Source organism: Campylobacter aviculae (genome assembly GCF_005406215.1).
Taxonomy (GTDB): Bacteria; Campylobacterota; Campylobacteria; order Campylobacterales; family Campylobacteraceae; genus Campylobacter_D; species Campylobacter_D aviculae.
This window is the reverse complement of record NZ_NXMA01000003.1, coordinates 22,316-45,985: the sequence shown is the minus strand read 5'-3', so window position 1 is coordinate 45,985 and position 23,670 is coordinate 22,316. Positions and strand designations below refer to the sequence as shown.

The window sequence follows — 23,670 nt, the reverse complement described above, 5'->3', positions numbered from 1 at the left end:
GAGAAAAGATGGATTATAGAATAGAAGAAATAACAGCAAAAGCTTTAGAAAAAATGGGAAATGATCGCTATCGTTTATCTTTAGCGGTTGCAAAAAGAGCAGAGCAATTAGCCGATGGTGCTGCACCTTTGATTGATCTTGATAAAAATAAATTAAAATTTGCAGATATTGCTTTGTATGAAATAGCAGAAGATAAAATATCTTTAGAAGGTTTAGGCGGTGAAACAGATCAATGAGGATTTGTTATTAGAAAAACTCATTGATGATGTTAAAAATTGTAAGGATTTAACAAGAGCAAAAGAACTTCTTTTTTGTGTTTGCGAGAGTGATTCTGTTTTAGAAAAAGCAGTGGAATATTGTATATTTTACCATGAAGGTCAGATAAGAAAAAGTGGTGAACCTTATGCAATACATCCTATTTTAGTAGCTACTTTGGTGGGTTTTTTGAGTGATAATAAAGCCGCTATTTTAGCTGCACTTTTACATGATATTATTGAAGATACTGAATGCACTGAAGAAGAATTAAATAAAACCTTCGGTCATGATGTTTTAAAATTAGTATTGGGATTGACTAAGATAATAGAAATCAGAGAAGACAGCCTTGTTTCTTCAAAATCTAAAAAAAAATTAACCAAATCTGCTTTAACTTTTAGAAATATGCTTTTAGCAAGTACTGAAGATGTTGGTGTTTTAATCGTCAAACTTTGTGATAGACTGCACAATATGCTAACTTTAGATGCATTAAGGGAAGATAAACAAAAAAGAATCAGCGAAGAAACTTTAGTGGTATATGCTCCTATAGCACATAGACTTGGAATTTCTAGTATTAAAAATTATTTGGAGGATTTAAGTTTTAAGTATTTGATGCCTGATGAATATAATATAATAGATAATTATATCAATTCCAACGATCAACAAATGCAATTAAGCTTAAATGAATTCATCTCTAAAATTGAAATTTTATTTTTAAGCAATGGTTTTAGACAAGGAACTTTTGAAATTCAAAAGCGTATTAAACATAGCTATTCCACCTATCTTAAAATGCAAAGAAAAGGTATAGGTATAGAAGAGGTGCTTGATTTATTAGGGGTAAGAATTTTGGTTGAAAAGGTGAGTGATTGTTATTTAGCATTAGGAATTTTGCATACAAATTTCAATCCTTTAATCTCTCGTTTTAAAGATTATATAGCTTTGCCAAAACAAAATGGATATCAGACAATCCATACTACACTTTTTGATACAAAAAATATTATAGAGGCACAAATTAGAACTTTTGATATGCATAAAATTGCAGAATTTGGAATAGCTGCACATTGGAAATACAAAGAAGATGGTAGTGTTGCAGCACCGAATTTAGATTGGCTGACTGATATTTCAATACAAAGTGCAAATAATCTTCAAAATGCAGAAGATTATAGTGCCGTTGAGCTTTATGAGTATGCCAAAGATAGCCTTTATGTTGAAGATGTCGCCGTGTATTCCCCAAAAGGAGAAATTTTTACTTTACCTCGTGGAGCCACTGTGCTTGATTTTGCCTATGAAGTGCATACAAAAATTGGACTTCATGCAAAAAGTGCTTATGTTAATCGAGTCAAAGTTCCTTTGCTTACAGAATTAAAAAATGGAGATATCGTTCGTGTTGTAACAAGTAATGATAAATTTTACCGATGTTCTTGGATAGATAGTGTTAAAACAGGAAAAGCAAAAGCTAGTATAAGAGAATTTTGTAAGCAAAAAATAAGAGAGATTAACTTAGCGAGTGCAATCAATATGCTCGGTTTTGTTTTTGGTGTGGATAAAAATAAAATAGAGACTTGGATAGAAAAAGAAAATTTAGGAAGACGCATACGAGAAGTGGCTAATGATAATACCTATTTTAAAGATATGGTTAATGGGCTCAAAAAATACGCAAAAAAATCTTATTGGTTTGATAAATATGAAATCCAAGAATACAATATAGGAAATTTTTTAATCTATTCTAATCGCAAAATTGCTAGTGTAGAGTTTGATTATTGTTGTCATCCTAAAAGAGGTGATGCTGTGGTTGCTTTTGTTGAAGGCGGGAATGCCATTGTGCATCATAAGCTTTGCGATAGGGCCGAAAAAATGATAGAAAAAAAGAAAGATATGGTTTTTATCAAATGGGATTCTAATATACCGCAATCTTATAAGCTTATTTTTTCTTTAGAAAATAAAAAAGGAGTTTTAGCAGAGTTTTTGGCAGTTTTAGCTAAAATGCAAATTAATTTATTGACAATTAATTTAGCAAAAGATATAAACTCAACCGTGGATTATTTTGAAATAACAATGGAAATTCCAGAAAACATAAATCCAGATAGTGTTTGCGAGAGATTAAAAATTCATTGTAAAATTTTAGATTTTATATCTTTAAATGATGCTTATAAAGAAAAATAAAGGATAAAAATGAATATTAAAGATATTTTAGCTGAAGTTAAAAGAGGATGTGCTGAAATTATTGATGAAGAAAAAATAGAATTGTTGATAAAAAATTATTATGAAAAAGGTGAAAATTTCTTTATTAAAGCAGGTTTTGATCCTACAGCACCTGATTTGCATTTAGGCCATAGTGTGGTTTTAAATAAAATGGCTTTTTTGCAAAAACATGGAGCTATAGTGCAATTTTTGATTGGTGATTTTACAGGTCAAATTGGCGATCCAAGTGGTAAAAACGCTACGAGAAAAAAGTTGGATAAAGAACAGGTTTTAATCAATGCTAAAACTTATGAAAAACAAGTTTTTAAAATTTTAGACAAGGATAAAACCCAAATTAAATTTAATTCCATTTGGCTTAACGAACTTGGAGCGAGTGGTTTGGTAGAACTTACTTCAACTTTTAGTGTGGCAAGAATGCTTGAACGCGATGATTTTACGAAGCGTTTTAAGGAGCAAAGCTCTATCAGTATTTGCGAATTTTTATATCCTTTACTTCAAGGATATGATAGTGTTTTTCTAAAAAGCGATATAGAAATGGGGGGAACTGATCAAAAATTTAATCTTTTAATGGGCAGACACCTTCAAAGAATTTACAATACAGGTAAGGAACAAGCAGTAATTATGATGCCTCTTCTAGAAGGTTTAGATGGTGTTAATAAAATGAGTAAGAGTTTAAATAATTATATAGGTGTTACAGAAAAACCTAATGATATGTATGCTAAAATTTTAAGTATCAGTGATGAGCTGATGTTTAGATATTATGAGCTTTTGAGTCAAAAAACTTTAAAAGAGCTTGAAGATATAAAAAATGATATAAAAAATGCCAAGTTGCATCCTAAAAAAGCTAAAGAGAATTTAGCCTTAGAAATTGTTGAACGTTTTTATTCTAAAGAAGATGCATTTAAAGCAAAGGATGAATTTGATAGAATACATAGTGCTAATGCTTTACCAAGCGAAATTAAAGAGTTTGAATTTAAGGGTGAAAGCGTTTGGTTGGCTAAGGCTTTGGTACTTTGTGAGTTAGAAAATTCAACTTCTGCAGCAAGGAGAAGTATAGGTGCTAATGCAGTGAGTATTAATTCGCAAAAAATAAATGATGAACAAATGCAATTAGGTATTGGAGAATACATTTTACAAGTAGGTAAAAGAAAATTTGCAAAATTAAAGGTAAAAGTATGAGTTTTAAATCTCTTCAAATAGGAAAGCATATTATAAAATATCCTATTTTCCAAGGCGGTATGGGTTTAGGCATAAGTTGGGATAGATTAGCTTCGGCCGTGTCTTTAAATGGTGGACTTGGTATTATTTCATCTGTTGGAACGGGGTATTATGAAAATCGATCTCATGTGAGCAAAGAACTTAATGCCAAGCCTTATGGGAGCGAGAATTTTTATTCTAGAAAAGGTTTACAAGCTTTAATAGATAATGCTAGAAAAGTTTGTGGTGATGCACCTTTGGGATGTAATATACTTTGTGCAAGTAATGATTATGCAAGAATCGCTCGTGATGCTTGTGAGGTTGGATTTAATGTGATTGTTTCAGGTGCAGGACTTCCTACTAATTTGCCTGAATTTACTATGGATTTTCCAGATGTTGCTTTAGTGCCTATTGTATCATCTCCTAAGGCCTTAAAAATTATTTGCAAAAGATGGCAAAGTCGTTACGATCGTTTGCCTGATGCTGTAGTGCTTGAGGGTCCAAAAAGCGGGGGTCATCAAGGTTTTACTTATGAGCAATGTCTTGATCCAAATTATCAATTAGAAAAATTAATCGCACCTGTTGTTGAAGAAGCGAAAAATTGGGGTTCATTTCCAGTGATTGCAGCGGGAGGAATTTGGGATAAAAAAGATATCGAAAATGCGATTTCTTTGGGTGCTAGTGGAGTGCAAATGGGAACGCGTTTTATAGGTACTTTTGAATGTGATGCTAGTGATGATTTTAAAAACGTCTTACTTTCTTGTAAAGAAGAAGATATAGAACTCATTAAATCCCCTGTGGGATATCCTGCGCGAGGGGTAAGAACTAATTTACTCAATTTAGTGGATAAAAGAATGGGTCCAAAGATCAATTGTATTAGTAATTGTGTTGCACCTTGTGGACGTGGAAAAGAAGCTACAAAAGTCGGATATTGTATAGCTGATAGACTTTTTGATGCATGGTCTGGAAAAAAAGAAACGGGATTATTTTTTACAGGAGCAAATGGCTATCGTTTAAATAAATTAATCAGCGTAAAAGAATTGATTAGTAAGCTTATTAATGGCGAATAATGATTAAAATTTTATTTTTATTTTTTGTTTTTTTTAATCTTTGTTTCGGAGCCTATGAGAAAGAGCTTGATAATTTTGATAATCATTTTATCACGTCAAAAAAAGATATACAAATCAAGCTTCATCAACAATTAAAAAGTCTTTATATTCAAAGCGTTATCAATGAAGATGAAAAAACTAAAATTGAAATTTTAAAAAGATTGATTATTAGCTCAAATGTCTTAAATTTAGATGATAAATCTTATGCGGAAGAATTAAAAGAAAGCGGGATTAATCAATCAAGCATTAATGCTTTAAGAAAAGCTGTAGTTGTAGATAAGAAAAAAAATAATTTAGAAAACAACGAAATTTCTGCTTTTTCACAATCTAAAGACACTCAAAAAAACACATCTAAAGAAGATAATAAAAATGTAAAAATTGGCAAAGAAGCTCAAGTTGATAAAAAAGCACAAGCGCAAAATAATTCTTCAGCAACAAAAAAAGAGAGTGATAAGGTTTATATTTTAAGTTCAGATAAGATTAATCAAAGTGTCGAACTTAAATTAAGCACGAATTTAAACGAAAAGGATATTAAAAGTTTTATTTTAGATGAAAAAGGAAACTTTCGCCATATCAGTGATTTTAATGGAGTGTTAGAAGGAGGAAAAAAAGAGTATAAAATAGATGATTATCGAGTGGTAATTTCTCAATACAATCCAAAAACAGTTCGTATTGTAATTTATGCTAAAGAGAGAATTCCTATTGTTTTTGATTTTGATAATAATAAAATAAAAATTTCTAAAAAAACTGATACTACTTCATTAAATTTAAAAAAACAGGAAGTGAAAACATTATCAAAAGATACTAAAAAAAGTCAAGAAAACAAGCAAAATAAAATTCAAACATCTCAAGATAAATTAAAGCAAATTAAAAAAGATCCAATATATGTTTTAAGCGTTAATAAAATTTCAAATGCTCTGATACTTAATCTAAGTGATACATTAAGCGAAGATGATATTTCAATCTTTAGCTCAAAAGATCAAAAATTTTTCAGACAAATTGTTAGTTTTGAAGGAGTTTTAGAGGGCAATCGTAGAAATTTTACCTTTGGAAAAAATGTTATTACGGTAACTCAATATAATCCTAAAACAGTCAGAGTAGTTCTTAGCTCTACTAAAAAAATTGAATTTTTTAAAAAAATAGATGATAAAAGTTTTACTCTTGGTTTTGGAAAAAATTCTACCCCTTTAAGTAAAGAAAAAAGAACAACTAAAGAACAACCAAAAAATAAAGAACAAAAAGCAATCAAGGAACAATCCAAGAATACAAATAAAAATACTTTAAATTCTACTTTTAAATCAGGAAAGGTTATTGTTATCGATGCTGGACATGGCGGAAAAGATAGTGGTGCTTTAAGCAATAAAAAAGGTTCTCTTAAAGAAAAAAATATAGTTTTAAGTACAGCATTAAAGCTTGGTAGCGAACTTAAGAAAAGGGGATATAAGGTTTTTTATACACGAAGTTCAGATAAATTTATTAACTTAAGAGATAGAACTAAGTTTGCTAATGATAAAAAAGCTGATTTGTTTATATCCATTCACGCTAATGCGGCTCCTAATGCTAAAAAAGCTAAAAGCACTGAAGGTATAGAGACTTTCTTTTTAAGTCCGGCTAGAAGTGAAAGGAGTAAAAAAGCCGCTGAAAAAGAAAATCAGGGTGATTTTGAAGAGATTAATTATTTTTCAAAACAAAGCATTTTAAATTTTTTAAATCGTGAAAAAATAGTCGCCTCAAATAAACTTGCAATTGATGTGCAAAAAAATATATTAACTCAAACTCGCAAGAAATATAAAATTGTTGATGGCGGGGTAAGAGAGGCTCCATTTTGGGTTCTTGTGGGAGCACAAATGCCAGCAATTTTAATTGAAATAGGATACATTACCCATCCAAGCGAAGGACAAAGAATTGCAAATAAAAAATTCCAAGATGTTTTAGCTGAAGGTATTGCAGATGGGGTGGAAAGTTATTTTTATCATAATCGTTAATTTATGAAAAAAGCAGATATAGTTTTTAAAAACAATACTCCATTTTCACTTGATTTTGATGATTTTTATTTTAATTCACAAGATGGAATGCAAGAGAGCAAGTATATTTATACAGAAGCTTTCAAATGGAACGATGAAGAACAATTTATCATCGCTGAAACAGGTTTTGGTATAGGACTCAATTTTTTTCTGACTTTAAAAAGATTTCTCAAAGAACAAACCGATCAAAAAAGATTGTTTTATATCAGTATAGAAAAATTTTATATCGACAAAGAGATGTTAAGAGAAATTTATAAAAAACTCGGATTTTATGAAGAATTTAAAGATTTGCTTGATCCTTTTTTAAAATTTTATCCTCCTTGCAAAGAAGGATATTATCGATTTTATTTTAAAAATTGTTTTTTGGATCTTGTGTTTGATGATATCTCTGTTTTGAAAAGGCTTGATTTTAAAGCCAATGTATGGTTTTTGGATGGTTTTTCTCCGAGTAAAAATTCTGATATGTTTGATGATAGTGTATTGAAGGAAGTGGCAAGATTATCAAAAAAAGGATCTCAAGTTTGCACTTTTTCTGCAGCTAGTTTGTTGCAAAAAAATCTTAAAAAACATGGTTTTATCGTACAAAAAATAAAAGGTTTTAGAAAAAGAGAAATGATAAAAGCTTTTTTTGAAAAAGATATAACAGAACAAGAAATGATTAAAGAGGCGTATTTTCAAAGAGTTTTTCAAAAAAGCAAAAATAAAGAAGTCGCGATTATAGGATCGGGTATTTGTGCGGCAGTTTTAGCGTATGAACTTTCTTTAAGGGGTTTTAAGGTAAGCGTTTTTGAGAAAAATGTTTGTTTGGGCGAGGGTGCTAGTGGGAATGAAAGTGGAATTTTAAGCTCTTTGATTTTAAAACCAAAAGTTGCTTTAGGTGAATTCTCTCAATTTTCCTTTATTGAAGCGAGTCGTTTTTATCGTCAAATTTTGGATTTGCAATTAGACGGGGTTATAGAAATTGCACATACTGACTTAATGCAAGAACGTTTTTTGGCACAAAAAGATAATGTTTTATTTAACATTAAAGATAATCAAGCTTTTTTAAAGGATGGTGGGCATATCGATCCAAAAAAAATTGTTAAAACGTTATTTGAAAAAAGCAAAGCTAAGATTTATTTTAATCATAAATTTCAAACTTATAAATACGAAAATGATACTTTTACTTTATTCTTTGATGGAATAGAAAATAAATATCAATCAAATATTTTAATTTATGCGATGGGTGTAGATACCAAAGACTTTCTAACTTATGAATTTATGACTTTAAGTAAAGTTAGAGGTCAAGTGACTCATTTAGAGCCTTTTTATGATACTCAATTTCCACTTTCTTCCAAAGCTTATATTTGCCCAAAAAACAAAGGAATTCAAGTTGTAGGGGCTAGTTATGATCGTTTAAATTTTAATTCTAACCCTCAAAGAGAAGATGATGAAGAAAATATTAAAAACATTGAAGAATTTTTAAAAGGTGATGAAAAATTGATTATAAAAGGTTCTAAAGTAGGATTTAGATCTTATTCTAGTGATAGATTTGCCATAATAGGTGCGGCTTATGATGAAGAATTTTACAAAGAATGTTATAAAGATTTATTATGGACAAAACATAAAGAACAAAAATTACCTAAAAATATTCCCAATCTTTATTTAAATTTTGCTCATGGTTCCAGGGCTTTTTCTACAGCAGTTTTAGCTGCACGTTATCTTTGTGCTTTGATAGGAAATGATCCTTTATGTATGTATAAAGATTTTATACCCTATATCCATCCTGCAAGATTTTTAATACGTAAGCTTAAAAAAGGGCTAAAAAATTAAGTCTAATAATATTTTGATTTAATTTTTTTTACTTTTAATTTAATTTTAATTTTTGTTGTTTTATTATTATAAAATCTAAGATTTTATTACTCAAAGGAAAATTATGCTCGATTATAATCAAATAGAGTCTCGTTTGGCGGCACTTGAGAAACTTCCTTCTTTAAACCCACAAAATTCTATTCCTATGGCTTTAGAAAAAGCTGGATTTAGTAGAAGAGATTTTATGAAATGGGCAGGAGCAATGACTGCATTTCTAGCACTTCCTGCAAGTTTTACCCCTATGGTAGCAAAGGCTGCAGAATTGGCAGATAGATTGCCTGTTATTTGGCTTCATATGGCAGAATGTACAGGTTGTAGCGAGAGTTTGCTAAGAAGTGATACACCGACTATTGATAGTTTAATATTTGATTATATCTCTTTAGAGTATCATGAAACTGTTATGGCTGCTGCAGGTTGGCAAGCTGAAGAAAATTTAGAAAATGCTATGAAAAAATATAAAGGTCAGTATGTTCTAATGGTAGAGGGTGGTATACCTTGTGGAGATAAAGAGCATTATCTTACAGTAGGACCACACGGCAAAACAGGATATGAGCTTACAAAAATGGCAAGTGAAGATGCTTATGCTATTTTAGCGATTGGAACTTGTTCTTCTTTTGGGGGAATTCAAGCAGCAAGACCAAACCCAAGCAATGCACAGCCTTTAAGTAAAGTAACTAATAAAACAGTTATTAATGTTCCAGGCTGTCCTCCAAGTGAAAAAAATATAGTTGGCAATGTTCTTCAGCTTTTGCTTTTTAAAGAATTACCAGCACTCGATGTATATAATAGACCAAAATGGGCTTATGGTTTAAGAATTCATGACCTTTGCGAGAGACGTGGGCATTTTGATGCAGGTGAGTTTGTGCAAAGCTTTGGAGATGAGGGTGCAAAAAATGGGTATTGTCTTTATAAAGTAGGCTGTAAAGGGCCTTATACTTTCAATAATTGTTCAAGAGAAAGATTCAATCAGCATACTTCTTGGCCTATTCAGGCAGGACATGGTTGTATAGGATGTTCTGAGCCAAATTTCTGGGATACTATGGGACCTTTTGAAGAGCCTATGGCGAGTCGCAAATTTGATACCGTTTTTGGTTTAGGTGCCGATAATGTATCAGATAAAATAGGGATAGGTGTATTAACACTTACAGGAGTTGCAATTGCTGCTCATGCGGTGATTGCTTCTATGAAAAAAAATGAGGAATAAAAATGAGTCAGAAAATTATAGTTGATCCAATTACAAGAATAGAAGGACATTTAAGAGTTGAAGTAGTTGTTGATGATAACAATGTAGTTAAAGAAGCTTATGCGGGTTCTACTTTATGGCGTGGTATAGAAACCATTGTTAAGGGAAGAGATCCAAGAGATGCGGGTTTTATGACTCAAAGAATTTGTGGAGTTTGTACTTTTTCTCACTATAAAGCAGGTATTGTTGCGGTTGAAAATGCTTTGGGTATCGTTCCTCCTTTAAATGCTTTGCTTACTAGAACTTTAATGAATGCAGCACTTTTTTTACACGATCACATAGTGCATTTTTACCAACTTCATGGGCTGGATTGGGCTGATGTAGTCAGTGCTTTAAGTGCGGATCCTAAAAAAGCAAGCGATGAAGCTTTTAAATATACTTCAAATCCTTATGCAACAGGTGCAGATAAACTTCTTGAAGTAAAGCAAAGACTTAAAACTTTTGTAGATAAAGGAAATTTAGGACCTTTTGCAAATGCTTATTATGGACATCCAACTTATCGTTTAACTCCAGAAGAAAATTTGATCGTTCTTTCTCATTATTTAGAATGTTTAAGAATTCAAAGAATTATTGCTCAATGTATGGCTATTTTTGGTGCTAAAAATCCACATCCTCAAAGTTTAACAGTTGGCGGTGTAACTTGCGTTATGGATCTTTTAAGCCCTTCAAGAATGGGTGAATATATGAGTAAATTTCAAGAGGTACAAGATTTTGTTAATCGTGCGTATTATCCAGATCTTGTTATGGCGGGAAAAGCGTATGCGAATGAAGCGAGTGTTTTAAATGATATCGGAGTCAATAATTTATTTACTTTCCAAGAATTCCAACTCGGAAAAGATGAATGGTTATTTGAAAGTGGTATTATTAAAAATGGAGACTTAAGTAAAGTTTATGAAGTAGATGAGGATAAAATCACAGAAGAAGCTACGCATTCTTGGTATGTAGATAATGAACCGCTACATCCTTATGATGGTAAAACAAATCCAAATTATACAGGGTTTGTAGATGGCGATAGCATAGATCATCACGGAAATAAAGTTGATTCAAAAGTTTTTGATACTAAAGGAAAATATAGTTGGATTAAAGCGCCACGCTATGAAGGAAATCCTATGCAGGTTGGACCACTTGCAAATATAGTGGTTAATTATGCCAAAGGCAATAAAAATGTTGTTCCAGTGGTTGATGAGTTTTTAAAAGAAACAGGACTTCCTTTAAATGCAGTATTTAGCACACTTGGAAGAACTGCTACACGTTGTTTAGAGGCAAAAATTGTAGCCAATAATGCTTTAAGAGCATTTAATAATTTAGTAGAAAATTTAAAAGTAGATCAAAGCACTTGTGCACCTTATGTTCCAGATACAAGTAAAATGGTAAATGGTGAGTATCGTGGTCGTTATATAGGACATGTGCCAAGAGGAACATTAAGCCACTGGTGTAGAATCAAAGATGGCGTTATTGAAAATTGGCAAGCCGTTGTTCCTTCAACTTGGAATGCAAGTCCAAAAGATGCTAAAGGAATAGGTGGAAGTTATGAGCAATGCTTAATAGGATTAAAAATTGCTGATGTTAAACAACCTCTTGAGATTATACGCAAAATTCACTCCTATGATCCTTGTATAGCTTGTGCTGTGCATGTTATGGATACTAAGGGAAATAATTTAAGCGAATACAAAGTCAATGTAAATTTATAGGAGGCTTTTATGCAAAACAAAGAAGAGAAATTGCAAAGAAAAGTTGAATATGAATTTAGCATAGGCTTGCGTTTAACACATTGGATTCGTGCTATTGCTATAGTGATTTTAATAGGGACAGGTTATTATCTTTCCTATGTATTTCAAAGTCCTATAAGCAATGGTGAGCCTGTTAATTTTATGCAAGCAAAATATCGTTTAATCCATCAAGCGGTAGGATTTATTTTAATCGCTTGTATTATTTTTAAGATTTATCTTTTCTTCTGTGATAAAGTAAGTCGTAAAGAGCGTGCTTCAATTTTAGATGTTTTTAATATTAAGCTTTGGATTAATCAAATCAAATTCTATATTTTTTTAGGCAAACATCCTCATTTAAGAGGAGTTTATAATCCTTTGCAGTTTGTGACTTATTTTTTCTTTTATCTGGTAATGCTAGGCATTATTTTAACAGGACTTATTCTTTATACTCACACTTATCATGAGGGTTTAGGTGGAATGTTGTATAATCTTTTAAAACCGCTTGAAGCAATGCTTGGAGGGTTAGCTGAAGTTAGAACTTATCATAGAATTTTAATGTGGGTTATTATGATTTTTGTTCCTGTGCATGTTTATATGGCCGTTTTTAATGCCGTAAAAGCTAAAAATGGTTCTATGGATGCGATTTTTAGTGGTTATAAATACGTAAAAGAGGAAGGAAATTGAAATTCCTTGTGCTTGGCATAGGGAATATAATGTTTGCGGATGAGGGTATAGGAGTCCATATTTGTAATTTTTTTAAAAAAAATTATCAATTTGCTCACCCTGTCCACACTTTAGATTTTATCGATGGTGGAACTTTAGCCTTGCAGTTAAGTTATATAATTGCAAGTTATGATAAAATGGTTTTGATTGATTGTATTGATGCAGATGATGCAAATATAGGAGATGTTTTTTTCTTTCCTTATGAAGCAATGCCAAAAAATCTCAACTGGAGTGGAAGTGCTCACGAAGTTGAAATGCTCCAAACCCTCCAATATATGGAACTTATGGGGGATTTACCACAAACTCAAATTTTAGCTTGCATTCCAAAACGTATAAAACCTATGAGTTTTCAACTCTCTGATGAAATTTTACAATCAAGTAAAATTATGGAAAAAACCTTGCTTGATTATTTAGAAAAAGAAGGTTTTGAGTATAAAAAAATCGCTGATTATTCTTTACAAGAATTGGCAAATACTTCTTATAAAATTGATTAATTTTCTAATTTAGTGCGATAATTGATCGCTTTATTTAAAGATATCATATCGACATTTTCTAAGCTAACTCCACTCGGGATTCCTTGTGCTATTTTGCTAAATTGTAAATTTAAATCTTTAAATTTATCTTCTATAAAAAAAATAATTGCGTCTGAATTTAAACTATGAGGCAAAGCAAAAATTATTTCTTTACAATTTAATTTCAATATCATTTGTTCTAATTTTATTAATTTATCGCCATCTAATTCATTTAAAACAAAGTAAAATCCTTGATAGCTTTTGCTTTCTTCTATGGTTAGAATATCTTTTGGGGTTTGAACTATACATAAGGTATCTTTATTTCTCTCTTTATCTACACAAATTCCACAAAGTTCATTTTCGCTTAATGCTCCACATTGTTGGCAAGGTTTGATAAAGTGTAGAGCATTTTCGATATTGTGTGCAAGCTTAATGCTCTCAAATCGATTTCCAGTGCAAATGTGATAAGCAAGACGGATAGCTGTTTTTTTTCCAATAGTAGGCAATTTTGAAAAGCTTTCTATGAGTTCATTAAATTTCTCTAAATCTTCATTATAAGCCATTGTTTTTTTTCTCTCCAAAAAGCACTTTAAAGCAATGTTTACCTTTTTCGTAATAATAAGTAATTTCAAAATTATGCAACTTACATACTTCAAAAACTATATAAAGTCCAAGCCCCATTCCTTTAACTTGTTGATATTTTTCTCGAGTAAAGGCTTCAAAATAGTATTCTATAGGTTCACTTAAGGCTTGTCCTAAATTTTTAATCACAAAAGATTCTTCACAACAATAAATTTCACAAGTTCCATCGCTTGAATATTTTAAAGCATTGTCAATTAAATTTTTCAAAATCAAAGGAAAAATTTCCATATCTGCATTGATTAAAGAATCTTTATTGAGATGAATTCTAACGATCTTATTAAAATCATCTCTCATTAAGTAATTTTTAGCTTCTTCGAGTATAGTGCTAAAATGAGTAGGTTTAAAGTGTAAATTATAGTTTTTTGAAAAAAGATTTTCAATTTTTGCAAATTCATTAATCAAAGAATCCATACGAGAAAATATATCTATGAGTCTTTCTTTTTGTTTGTATTCTTTAATCATTTCTGCAATGATCCTCCCTTTACCTATAGGAGTTTTTAATTCGTGCATTATTGTTCGTAAAAAAAGCTGTCTTGATTCTATAAGCTCTTGATTTCTTATAAAAGCTTTTTTAAATTCAAAAGCAATTTTACCTATCTCATCTTCTTGATAATCTATAAATTCAAGTTTTTTTCCATTGGCAGCTTCAGCGACTTGTTTTCTAAGTTTTTTAAGGGGTTCGAGTGATTTTAATACTGAAAAATACATAAAAACAACTAAAAAAGAAAAGAAGAAAAATCCTACTAATAAAAGGTTATAAATTCTATCATTCATATTTTCTTTATATAAATTTTTAAAATTCTCACATTGGAGATCAAGATAAAGATTGTTTTGGTATTTTAAAGAGGAAAATTGACATAACTTGCTACTATTGTCATGAAAAAGACTTTCGGCATTTTTTTTAATTGTAAGTCTTAAGTCTGGATTTTTGACACTTGAAAAACTATTATTGTTAAAATAGGCATCTATATTAAAATTTGAATTATAGGAGCTCAACAAATTTTTAACAAGGCTTTTTTGTCTTAAAATGCCTTCTTCTGCATAAGCATTCTCTTCAATTTTTAGTAAAATTATAAAGAGAATGCAAACTAAAAGAAAAGTTATAACAAATAAAACAATAAGCTTAGTATGAATAGAATATTTTTTTATCATCCTATAAGCTTATATCCTATACCCCTAACAGAAAAAATGTGTTTTGGAGATTTGGAGTTATCATTTATTTTTGCTCTTAAACGACCGATGATAACATCCAAGCTTTTAGAATCTTTATCTTTAAGACTCTTGCAACGATTGACAAGTTGTTCTCTAGATACACTATAGCTGTGCTGCTGGATGAGACATTCTAAAATTTCATATTCAGCTGGAGTTAAAGTTAAAACTTTATTTTGATAGCTGATTTCATGTCTTCTTTCATCGATTTTAAATACTGAATTTATATTTTCATTGCTGAAATTTTCAGTTCTTTTTGTGCGTCGGATAAGACTAGTTATCCTTGCATACATTTCTTTTGGATCGTAAGGCTTTGGTAGATAATCATCCGCTCCTATTTGAAGTCCTACAACTTTATCGCTAAGATCTCCTCTAGCTGAAGAAACTATAATAGGAATGTTATTTTTTTGCCTGATTTCTCTACAAACTTCAAGTCCGTCTATTCCAGGTAAGGTTAAGTCCAAAATCAAGCAATCATAACCTTGAACTCCCATACTTAGAGCTTCTTTTGGTGTTTCAAAATTTGTAATTTTTATATTAAACTGAGCTAAATATTCAGATAAAAGCTGTGCAAAATCAGGATCATCTTCTATCATTAATACGTTTATCATTATAATGTTTTCCTTGAGTTATATTTATAATTTTATCTTCAAAAATAATATTTACATAATTTTATTTAAATTTTGATAAATTATAGATTTATTTTTGCTAAAATTATGTTTTTTATTATTTTTTTATTATTTATTTAAGGTGTTGATAATGGAATTAGATTATTATGAAATTTTAGAAATTACACAAAGCGCTGATAAAGAGACTATAAAAAAAGCTTATAGAAAAATGGCTTTAAAATATCATCCAGATAGAAATCAAGGAGATAAAGAAGCTGAAGATAAATTTAAACTTGTCAATGAAGCTTATGAAGTTTTAAGTGATGATGAAAAGCGTGCTGTTTATGATAGATATGGTAAAGATGGCTTAAAAGGAGGATTTGGAAGCACTTCAGGTTTTGGAGGATTTGAAGATTTGGGTGATATTTTTTCTAGTTTTTTTGGAGATAGTTTTGGAAGATCTTCTCGTCGTAAAAGAGCAAATGAAGAAAAATTTGTAAGTGATTTGATTGTAAATTTGAGATTGAGTTTTAAAGAGGCTATTTTTGGATGTAAAAAAAATATAGATTTTAACTATAAGGATTTTTGTAAAACTTGCAATGGAACAGGTGCTAAAGATGGACAAATGCAAACTTGTCCTAAATGTAAAGGTAGCGGGCAAGTAGGAATTTCTCAAGGATTTATAACCTTTGCTCAAACTTGTCCGGATTGTCAAGGAAGTGGTGAGAGTATTCGTGAAAAATGCAGTGATTGTAAAGGCAAGGGTTATCAAGAAGTTAACGATCAGGTAGAAATCAATATCCCAGAAGGTGTCGATAGTGGGATGAATTTAAGGGTTAATTCAAAAGGTAATGTCGGTAAAAATGGATCCAGAGGAGATTTATACGTTAAGATTATCGCTGATGAGGATAGAACTTTTATAAGAGATGAGAATGATATTTATATAGAATATCCCGTGTTTTTTACTCAAGCTATTTTAGGTCAAAGTGTAAAAGTCCCTACCATACGCGGGGAAGCGACTTTAAATTTACCAAAAGGTGCTAAAGATGGACAAAGATTTGTGCTTGAAAAAGAAGGTGTAAAGGATGTACATAGTTCCCAAATAGGAAATCAAATCGTTCAAATTTCTATCAAATTTCCAACTTCTTTAAACGATGAACAAAAGGAACTTTTAGAAAAACTAAGTGAAAGTTTTGGGATTAAAGATGGTATGCATCAAGAACAAAAGGGATTTTTTGAAAAAATAGCCGATTGGTTTAAATAAAATAAGAATTCTAAGTTTTGAAATTATTCCGTAGTTATTAAAAACTAGTCTTTAAATAAAAAGAGTTTATGATAATAAATAAAGCTTTCTATATAAGTTAAATAGAAATTTTATGCCTTTAAACTCAATTATTAAATAAAACATTATTTTTGATTATTTACAAACTATATTAAAAAACCTTGTTGATATTACAATCATATTGTTTATCATTTTCTTTTTATGTAGAATTCACTTCTCTTTTTGATCTTGTGTTTATATACTTCTATAAACTTTCATATTTTATACTCCAAATCAGAAAATCTTATTGCCAAAAAACAACCCTTTAAAAAAAATCATTTCAAAGAAATCGTAAAGCTTTAAAATTTGCTTTAATCTTCTAAAACATTTTTAAAAATAAATATTAAAATAATAGAATTTTTTATTTTATATAATTACAAAAATCAAGTTTTACATTAAGTATAATCGCAAAGAAACAAAATATTATTTAGTAAATTATTATTGTAAAATCTAAAGAAAATATATCAAAAGAAAATAAATACTTATAAAGGTAAAATTTTAATTATTTTTGAGGCATAAAAAAAGCTAGGCTTTTAAACCTAGCTTTAAAAGAGTGAAATTTTATATCGTTCTTAGAATTTGTAAAGAGCTTGAAGTCTTATAGCGTTGTGATCGCCATCTGCATCGTGATCTCTATCTACATTTAGATAAGAATAGAATGCTGAGAAGTCAAGTTTTGGAGAGTATTTGTAATCTACTCTTGCAACTGCTTCGAATTTTTTACCACCGCTATGAGTGTCTGTTTTAGTTCCACCATATACTAAGTCAGCACCTACGCGAACTATTTCATCAAAAGTGTAACCAGCTGTGATGTAACCAAATAAGTTTCTACCTAAATCACCATTAAGGTTTGAACCTTCAGAATAGAAAATTTCTTGACCAGCAAGTAAAGATCCGATATTTCCTTGATCTTCAATTGTAGTTACAGTTGCTCTATCTTTATCCCCGTAGTATAAACCACCAAGGCTAGCATCCCAACCAGCAACTTCGATACTTCCTCTTAAGCCGAAGAAGTTACCATTGTCAATGCCATATTTATCATAATCGTTATCCATAGCATTTCCTAAGTAAGCACCTTCAAGAGTCCAATTTACACCATCAAAGATAGTTGTGCTATAAGCCATATCTAAAGCATAGAAAAATCCTACATTGTCCCAATAAGCTAACCATAATTGTGGATTAAAATCACCACCAAGAGCTTCATAAGAACCTATAGCAGCACCACCATAGAGATTACCTGGAAACCCATCTAAAGTAATAAGACTCATGATTGGACCCATATCACCTACATAATATGTTCCATCAGCACTTTTACTTGATTGCTCACTAGTCATAAAGCTATCTACACCAAAAGCAGCTAAAGTTAAACCATCAATGCTATTATTCACTACTTTTACACCTGTTCCAACTAAACCATCGATTCCGTTGTCTGTCCAAATAGTGTTAAGTTGTTGTTTACCAGCGATTACGCTTGTAGCTATATTTTCATCTGTATAAGTTAAATATAATTGACGAACAGCAAGAGTATTTTTATCGTTTTGAATTACATTAGGACCATAACCACCATCTTTAGCACCATAATCAAATTGAACGAAAGTTTTAAAATTATCAGCTATAGCAGCGCTGAAATTAAATTGTGCTTTATACAAATGTTGTTGTCTGCTTGTCATTAAGTTGCTTCTTTGACCAGGGAAATCATTATCAAAGTTAGCACCTTCATATCTGTATCTTAATACTCCAGATACATCGATATCTTTGATTGCTTCTTCTACTGGAGTAGCGCTAGCTACTGAAAAAGCACCTGCAGTGAGAGCTGCAACTAAACTAAGTTTAACTAGTTTCATGAGAATTCTCCTTCATAAAAATTAAATTAAAACAATGTAATTGTAGCATAAAAAACGGAATTTTATCTTAAAAAACGCTTAAGGTTATGAATTTAGCTTTTTTTGGAGGTAAAAAACCTAGCCTAAAAGCCTGGCTAGGTGTATTTAAGGAGTTTTCTTATGAATGTTTTACTCATTGTGAAAGTATAGATATAAAAGGTAAATGATAAGTAATTATAAATTTTATAATTTATTTCAAAAATTTTACAAAATAAAGCTATGGCTTTAATTTTTCCAACAAATCATCTGCACTGATAAAACCTGTGATTTTTAATTTTTCTTCACCCTTTTCAAAAAAAATCAAAACAGGAGGCCCAAAAACGCCAAAATTTTGCATAGTTTTTATCTCCTCATCGCTATTTTGACTCACATCTACTTTAATCAGCTTATAATTTTTTACTTTTTGTATCACTCTTTGATCGCTAAAGGTAAGTTCATCTAAAAGTTTGCAATTTTCACACCAAGATGCGGTAAAATCAAGCATTACGTTTGGATTGTTTTTGATTTCTTGTTTGATTTGATCAAGATTGTTTATAAAATGATAGCTTAAAGTCTTGCTTTGTTGTTTTACATGCGTGTTAAAATTTAAAGGATTTAAAAAATCTTTTGCCCCAAAAAGTCCGCCTAAAAATAGGCTAAGAGAATAGCTTAAAACTAAAACTAAGATACTTTTTTTGATTTTAGCTAAGGTATTGAAAGCCTTTTCAAAAATTCCCATAAAAACACTAAAAAATACACCTAAAATTCCAAAAGCTATTAAGATATAGTTTGCCGCTATGATACGAGAGAGTATCCAAATCGCCATCGCAAGCATAACAAAGCCAAAAAATAGTTTGACTTTTTCCATCCAAGCACCTGGCTTTAAAAATCCCAAACCTAAACCTATAAAAAGTAAAGGAATTCCCATACCAAAACTCATCACAAAAAGGGCACTCCCACCAAGCAATGCATCTTTGGTATTTGCGATATAGATTAAGGCTCCAGCTAAAGGGGCTGCTACACAAGGTCCTACGATTAAGGCAGATAAAAATCCCATAATGGCTATACCTATAATGCCTTTTTTGTTATCGCTTTTTTTATGTATGAAATTTTGAAATTTTAAAGGAAGTTCAAAACGAAAAGCGTCAAACATCGCTAAAGCAAAAAGGACAAAAATGAGTGCAAAAATAATCAAAACACTAGGTTTTTGTAAAATACCCTGCACACTCGCGCCTAAAAAACTCGCAATCACTCCAGCTATAGCGTAAGCTAAAGACATAGAAAATACATAAACAAATGAAAGTAAAAAACTATGCTTTTTAGAATTTTTTACTCCGCTTTTTGCGATGATCAAAGAAGATAAAATAGGAATCATAGGCAAAATGCAAGGGGTAAGTGAAAGTAAAATTCCATAACCAAAAAAACTAAGCAAAATCCAAAAAAGATTATCGGTGGCTAAAAAATTAGCGATCATTCCTTCTTCGGATTTGGGGTTAAAATTTTGTTTAGCTTGTTTATTTTCTTTGTAAGGTTTGGAGATTGAAAAATGATTGTTTTTATAGCTTAGATCAAAATACCAAGTTTGTGGGTTGTAACATAGGCCTTGTTTGGAACAGCCTTGAAATTCAAGCTTGATTTGAGAAAGGTTGTTTTTGGCATAATTTTGTAAAAGCAATTCAGGTAAAGTCAAATCAAGCTCTTTAAAATATACTTTTTCATTATCCTTTTGAATACTTGGTGGGAAATTTAAAAAAGGCGTTAAGTCTTTATCGTCAATATGAAGCTTTATTTTATCTGCGTATAAATAGATATCTTTTCCTAATTTGATATTGATATTAACGGAACTATCGTAAGATTTTGAATTGATATGAAAAGCATCGTTTAAAGATAAAATGGAAGCAAAAGAAATATAAAAATTTAATAGTAATAATACAATAAAACGCAATGATACTCCTTAAGTATTTTTAAACGCATTATATTTTTTTGTGGTAAATGTCTGGAAAAGTTTTAATATAAAATTAAATCCATTAATTTAATTTAAACGTTAAAAATTTATAATAATCCACGATAATTTATTTTAATTACAAAACAAGTGATTTAAGGTTTTTTAATGAAAAAAAAGATTGTTTTTTTTACAATGTTTTTGATTGTGATTGTTATTGGAATTTATTTTGTATTTTTTTATGGAAATGAAAAGGTGGCTTATCTCACTCAAAAAATACAAAGAGAAAATATATCTCAATCCATAGAAGCCATTGGAAAGGTTTATGCTAAGGATCAAGTTGATGTGGGAGCACAGGTTAGCGGACAGATTGTAAAGCTTTATGTGGATGTGGGATCTCGTGTAAAACAGGGAGATTTGATCGCACAAATTGACAAAGATAAACAACAAAATGATTTAGATATCACAAAAGCACAATTACAAAGTGCTAAGGCGAATTTAGAAAGTAAAGAGGTTGCTTTAGATATCGCTTTAAAGCAATACGAAAGGGAAAAAAAGCTTTATGCGATTAAAGCAAGTTCTTTAGAAAATTTAGAAACTCAAAAAAACAATTATTATGCTTTAAAGGCAAGTGTTGCTGATCTTAATGCACAAGTAGTTCAGCTTGAAATCACGCTTAAAAATGCACAAAAGGATTTGGGTTATACTACGATCACTGCACCTATGGATGGTATTATTATCAACGTTGCTGTTGATGAGGGGCAAACCGTCAATGCCAATCAAAATACCCCTACCATAGTTCGCATAGCCAATTTAGATGAAATGGAAGTTAGAATGGAAATCGCAGAAGCGGATGTTAGCAAGATTAAGGTGGGAACGGAACTTAATTTTTCTTTGCTTAATGATCCTCAAAAAACTTATCAAGCAAAAATAGCAAGTATAGATCCAGCGGATACTACAGTCAGTGATTCTAATACCAATTCAAGTTCTAGTTCAAGTTCTTCTAGTTCAACCTCAAATGCGATTTATTATTATGCAAAATTTTACGTTCCTAATAAAGATAATTTTTTGCGTATAGGAATGAGTGTTCAAAATGAAATCGTTGTAGCAAGTGCTAAAGATGTGGTTGTCGTTCCAAGCTATGCGATTAAAAATGATGAAAATGGGTATTATGTTGAAGTTTTAGAAAATGAAAAAGCGGTTAAAAAATATGTAAAACTTGGAATCAAAGACTCGATCAATACTCAAATTTTAGAAGGTGTGAGTGAAAATGAAAATTTGATAGTTAGCTCTAGTGCAGATGGGCTTGCTTCTAAGATGAAATTGAGATTTTGATGATTTACTTAAAAAATATTTGTAAAAATATAGGCGAAAATGCTATTTTGAAAAACGTGAGCCTTTGTATAGAAAAAGGCGAATTTGTAGCGATTATCGGACAAAGCGGAAGTGGTAAGACTTCTTTATTGAATATCATAGGGACTTTAGATGTTCCAAGTAGTGGGAGTTATATCCTTGAAGAATATGAAGTAACCAAACTTAATAATGATGAAAAAGCAAGATTGAGGCGTGAAAAAATAGGTTTTATTTTTCAGCGTTATAATCTTTTAAATTTGCTTAATTCTAGCGAGAATGTTTCTTTACCTGCTGTATATGCAGGAAAAAGTGTGCAAGAAAGAAAACAAAAAGCCAAAGAACTTTTGGCTAATCTTGAATTAGGACATAAGCTTGATTCTAAGCCAAATGAATTAAGCGGTGGGCAGCAGCAACGCGTTTCTATAGCTAGAGCTTTGATGAATGGTGGAGAGTTGATTTTAGCCGATGAGCCAACCGGAGCTTTGGATAGTAAAAGTGGGATTATGGTGCTTGAAATTTTACAAGAATTAAACAAGCAAGGTCATACTATAGTCTTAGTAACTCACGATCCAAAAATTGCACAACAGGCTAAAAGGATTATAGAAATAAAAGATGGTGAAATTTTGAGTGATAGCAAGGAAAATAAAATAGTCTCGCAAGAAATTGCACTCAAAACGATGCAAAAAGAAAAAAAGACTTTAACCTTGCTTAAAAATCAAGCTTTTGAATGTTTTAAAATCGCTTATTCTTCTATCATCGCACACAAATTGCGTTCCATTTTGACTATGCTTGGTATTATCATAGGTATTGCTTCTGTGGTTTGCGTGGTGGCTTTAGGACTTGGTTCTCAGGCAAAAGTTTTACAATCGATTTCAGAACTTGGAACTAGCAGTATATCTGTTTTGCCTGGAAAAGGGTTTGGTGATTTGCGTTCAGGTAAAACAAGACTTAATTTTAGCGATTTGCAAACTTTAAGGAGTTTGAGTTATTTAGAAGCTGTGGATGCGTATGCTAGTACTTCAGGTGTGGCAACTTATACCAATATATCCTTAAATGCTAAGGCTGAAGGGGTAGGGGTGAATAATTTTGCGATCGATGGTTTAAAGATAGATATAGGAAGAATCTTGAGTGAAGATGATGTGATCAATAGTTCTAATGTTGCTGTGATTGATTTTAATGCTAAAAAGAATTTATTTCCTGATTTGAGTAATAAAGATGTTTTAGGGCGTGTGGTCATTTTTAATTCTCAACCTTTTAAGATTATAGGAATTTTGAAAAAAGATCAAAATAAAATGTTTGAAGATAATGTTGTGCGTCTTTATATCCCTTATACGACGCTTATGAATAAGATTACGGGTGATAGAAAATTACGTGAAATAGTTATTAAGGTAAAAGATAATGTGAATTCTAGTTTGGCTGAAAATGCAATCATACGGGTTTTAACTATAAAAAGAGGACAAAAGGATTTTTTTACTTTCAATTCTGATACATTTAAACAAGCCATTACGGCAAATAAAAAAACGACAACCATACTTACAGCTTGTGTGGCGGTGATTGCTCTTATTGTTGGAGGGATTGGCGTGATGAATATTATGCTTGTTTCAGTGAGTGAAAGGACGAGGGAAATAGGAATTCGTATGGCTATAGGCGCTAGAAGAGAAGATATCATGATGCAGTTTTTGATCGAAGCTGTGATGATATGCACCATGGGGGCGGTTTTGGGAGTGATTTTATCTGTGTTTGTGATTTTTGCTTTCAATCATTTAAGTACTGATTTTCCTATGGTTTTAAATTTTTATTCTGTGCTTTTGGGGCTTTTAAGTTCTATGTTAATTGGGGTTATTTTTGGGTTTTTTCCCGCTAGGAATGCGGCGAATTTAAATCCTATTAGCGCTTTATCAAAGGAATAAA

The 23,670-nt window shown here is 30.9% G+C and carries 18 protein-coding genes; 13 read left to right on the top strand and 5 right to left on the bottom strand.

Translation table 11 applies throughout. The features are described 5' to 3' along the window. The first annotated feature begins 8 nt into the window (after window positions 1-8). The 10 genes from CQA76_RS01920 to CQA76_RS01875 all read left to right on the top strand — a co-directional run bounded on the left by CQA76_RS01920 (window position 9) and on the right by CQA76_RS01875 (window position 12,804). The gene (locus tag CQA76_RS01920; protein WP_137621767.1) at window positions 9-236 is read left to right on the top strand and encodes a DNA-directed RNA polymerase subunit omega; all 228 of its coding nucleotides are present in this window, start codon (window positions 9-11) and stop codon (window positions 234-236) included. Then, window positions 220-2,415 carry a RelA/SpoT family protein gene (locus CQA76_RS01915; protein ID WP_137621766.1) on the top strand — a complete coding sequence of 732 codons (2,196 nt, stop codon included), beginning with the start codon at window positions 220-222 and terminating at the stop codon, window positions 2,413-2,415. Before CQA76_RS01920 ends, CQA76_RS01915 begins: the two co-directional genes overlap by 17 nt. 9 nt (window positions 2,416-2,424) lie before the next feature. Then, window positions 2,425-3,633, top strand: a complete 1,209-nt coding sequence (gene tyrS, locus CQA76_RS01910) for a tyrosine--tRNA ligase (RefSeq protein ID WP_137621765.1) — start codon at window positions 2,425-2,427, stop codon at window positions 3,631-3,633. Beyond that, window positions 3,630-4,721, top strand: coding sequence for a nitronate monooxygenase (locus CQA76_RS01905; protein ID WP_137621764.1), 1,092 nt, complete (start codon window positions 3,630-3,632; stop codon window positions 4,719-4,721). The genes tyrS and CQA76_RS01905 overlap by 4 nt, the downstream gene beginning before the upstream one ends. Beyond that, a complete protein-coding gene (locus CQA76_RS01900; protein ID WP_137621763.1) occupies window positions 4,721-6,745 on the top strand; it encodes an N-acetylmuramoyl-L-alanine amidase family protein in 2,025 nt (674 codons plus the stop codon). Before CQA76_RS01905 ends, CQA76_RS01900 begins: the two co-directional genes overlap by 1 nt. 3 nt (window positions 6,746-6,748) lie before the next feature. Beyond that, a complete protein-coding gene (gene mnmC, locus CQA76_RS01895; RefSeq protein ID WP_137621762.1) occupies window positions 6,749-8,596 on the top strand; it encodes a bifunctional tRNA (5-methylaminomethyl-2-thiouridine)(34)-methyltransferase MnmD/FAD-dependent 5-carboxymethylaminomethyl-2-thiouridine(34) oxidoreductase MnmC in 1,848 nt (615 codons plus the stop codon). A gap of 103 nt (window positions 8,597-8,699) precedes the next feature. Next, on the top strand, window positions 8,700-9,839 hold the full coding sequence (locus tag CQA76_RS01890; protein WP_137621761.1) for a hydrogenase small subunit: 1,140 nt from the start codon (window positions 8,700-8,702) through the stop codon (window positions 9,837-9,839). Window positions 9,840-9,841: 2 nt separating this feature from the next. Continuing rightward, window positions 9,842-11,569 carry a nickel-dependent hydrogenase large subunit gene (locus CQA76_RS01885; protein ID WP_137621760.1) on the top strand — a complete coding sequence of 576 codons (1,728 nt, stop codon included), beginning with the start codon at window positions 9,842-9,844 and terminating at the stop codon, window positions 11,567-11,569. A 9-nt stretch (window positions 11,570-11,578) separates the two neighbouring features. Then, window positions 11,579-12,271, top strand: coding sequence for a Ni/Fe-hydrogenase, b-type cytochrome subunit (gene cybH / locus CQA76_RS01880; protein ID WP_137621759.1), 693 nt, complete (start codon window positions 11,579-11,581; stop codon window positions 12,269-12,271). Beyond that, window positions 12,268-12,804 carry a HyaD/HybD family hydrogenase maturation endopeptidase gene (locus CQA76_RS01875; RefSeq protein WP_137621758.1) on the top strand — a complete coding sequence of 179 codons (537 nt, stop codon included), beginning with the start codon at window positions 12,268-12,270 and terminating at the stop codon, window positions 12,802-12,804. Before cybH ends, CQA76_RS01875 begins: the two co-directional genes overlap by 4 nt. Here CQA76_RS01875 and recR read toward each other — a convergent pair. Genes recR through CQA76_RS01860 form a run of 3 tightly spaced genes read right to left on the bottom strand, consistent with a single transcriptional unit; the run spans window position 12,801 to window position 15,284 of the window. Further along, window positions 12,801-13,385, bottom strand: coding sequence for a recombination mediator RecR (gene recR, locus CQA76_RS01870; RefSeq protein WP_137621757.1), 585 nt, complete (start codon window positions 13,383-13,385; stop codon window positions 12,801-12,803). The two genes, CQA76_RS01875 and recR, sit on opposite strands and share 4 nt — an antisense overlap. Next, window positions 13,375-14,616, bottom strand: a complete 1,242-nt coding sequence (locus CQA76_RS01865; protein ID WP_137621756.1) for an ArsS family sensor histidine kinase — start codon at window positions 14,614-14,616, stop codon at window positions 13,375-13,377. Before CQA76_RS01865 ends, recR begins: the two co-directional genes overlap by 11 nt. Beyond that, a complete protein-coding gene (locus CQA76_RS01860; RefSeq protein WP_137621755.1) occupies window positions 14,613-15,284 on the bottom strand; it encodes a response regulator transcription factor in 672 nt (223 codons plus the stop codon). The genes CQA76_RS01865 and CQA76_RS01860 overlap by 4 nt, the downstream gene beginning before the upstream one ends. 148 nt (window positions 15,285-15,432) lie before the next feature. Here CQA76_RS01860 and dnaJ point away from each other — a divergent pair, with 148 nt between their 5' ends. Further along, entirely contained in the window at window positions 15,433-16,545 is a 1,113-nt protein-coding gene (dnaJ, locus tag CQA76_RS01855) for a molecular chaperone DnaJ (protein WP_137621754.1), read from the top strand. A 629-nt stretch (window positions 16,546-17,174) separates the two neighbouring features. Here dnaJ and CQA76_RS01850 read toward each other — a convergent pair. Next, window positions 17,175-18,446 (bottom strand): major outer membrane protein, encoded by a 1,272-nt coding sequence (locus tag CQA76_RS01850; RefSeq protein ID WP_137621753.1) that lies wholly within the window; start codon window positions 18,444-18,446, stop codon window positions 17,175-17,177. A gap of 256 nt (window positions 18,447-18,702) precedes the next feature. After that, a complete protein-coding gene (gene dsbD, locus CQA76_RS01845; protein WP_137621752.1) occupies window positions 18,703-20,409 on the bottom strand; it encodes a protein-disulfide reductase DsbD in 1,707 nt (568 codons plus the stop codon). 165 nt (window positions 20,410-20,574) lie between these two features. Here dsbD and CQA76_RS01840 point away from each other — a divergent pair, with 165 nt between their 5' ends. Together CQA76_RS01840 and CQA76_RS01835 are read left to right on the top strand one after the other, a co-directional pair. Further along, entirely contained in the window at window positions 20,575-21,741 is a 1,167-nt protein-coding gene (locus CQA76_RS01840; RefSeq protein ID WP_137621751.1) for an efflux RND transporter periplasmic adaptor subunit, read from the top strand. Continuing rightward, entirely contained in the window at window positions 21,741-23,669 is a 1,929-nt protein-coding gene (locus CQA76_RS01835; RefSeq protein ID WP_137621750.1) for an ABC transporter permease, read from the top strand. Before CQA76_RS01840 ends, CQA76_RS01835 begins: the two co-directional genes overlap by 1 nt. The last annotated feature ends 1 nt before the right edge of the window (window position 23,670 follow it).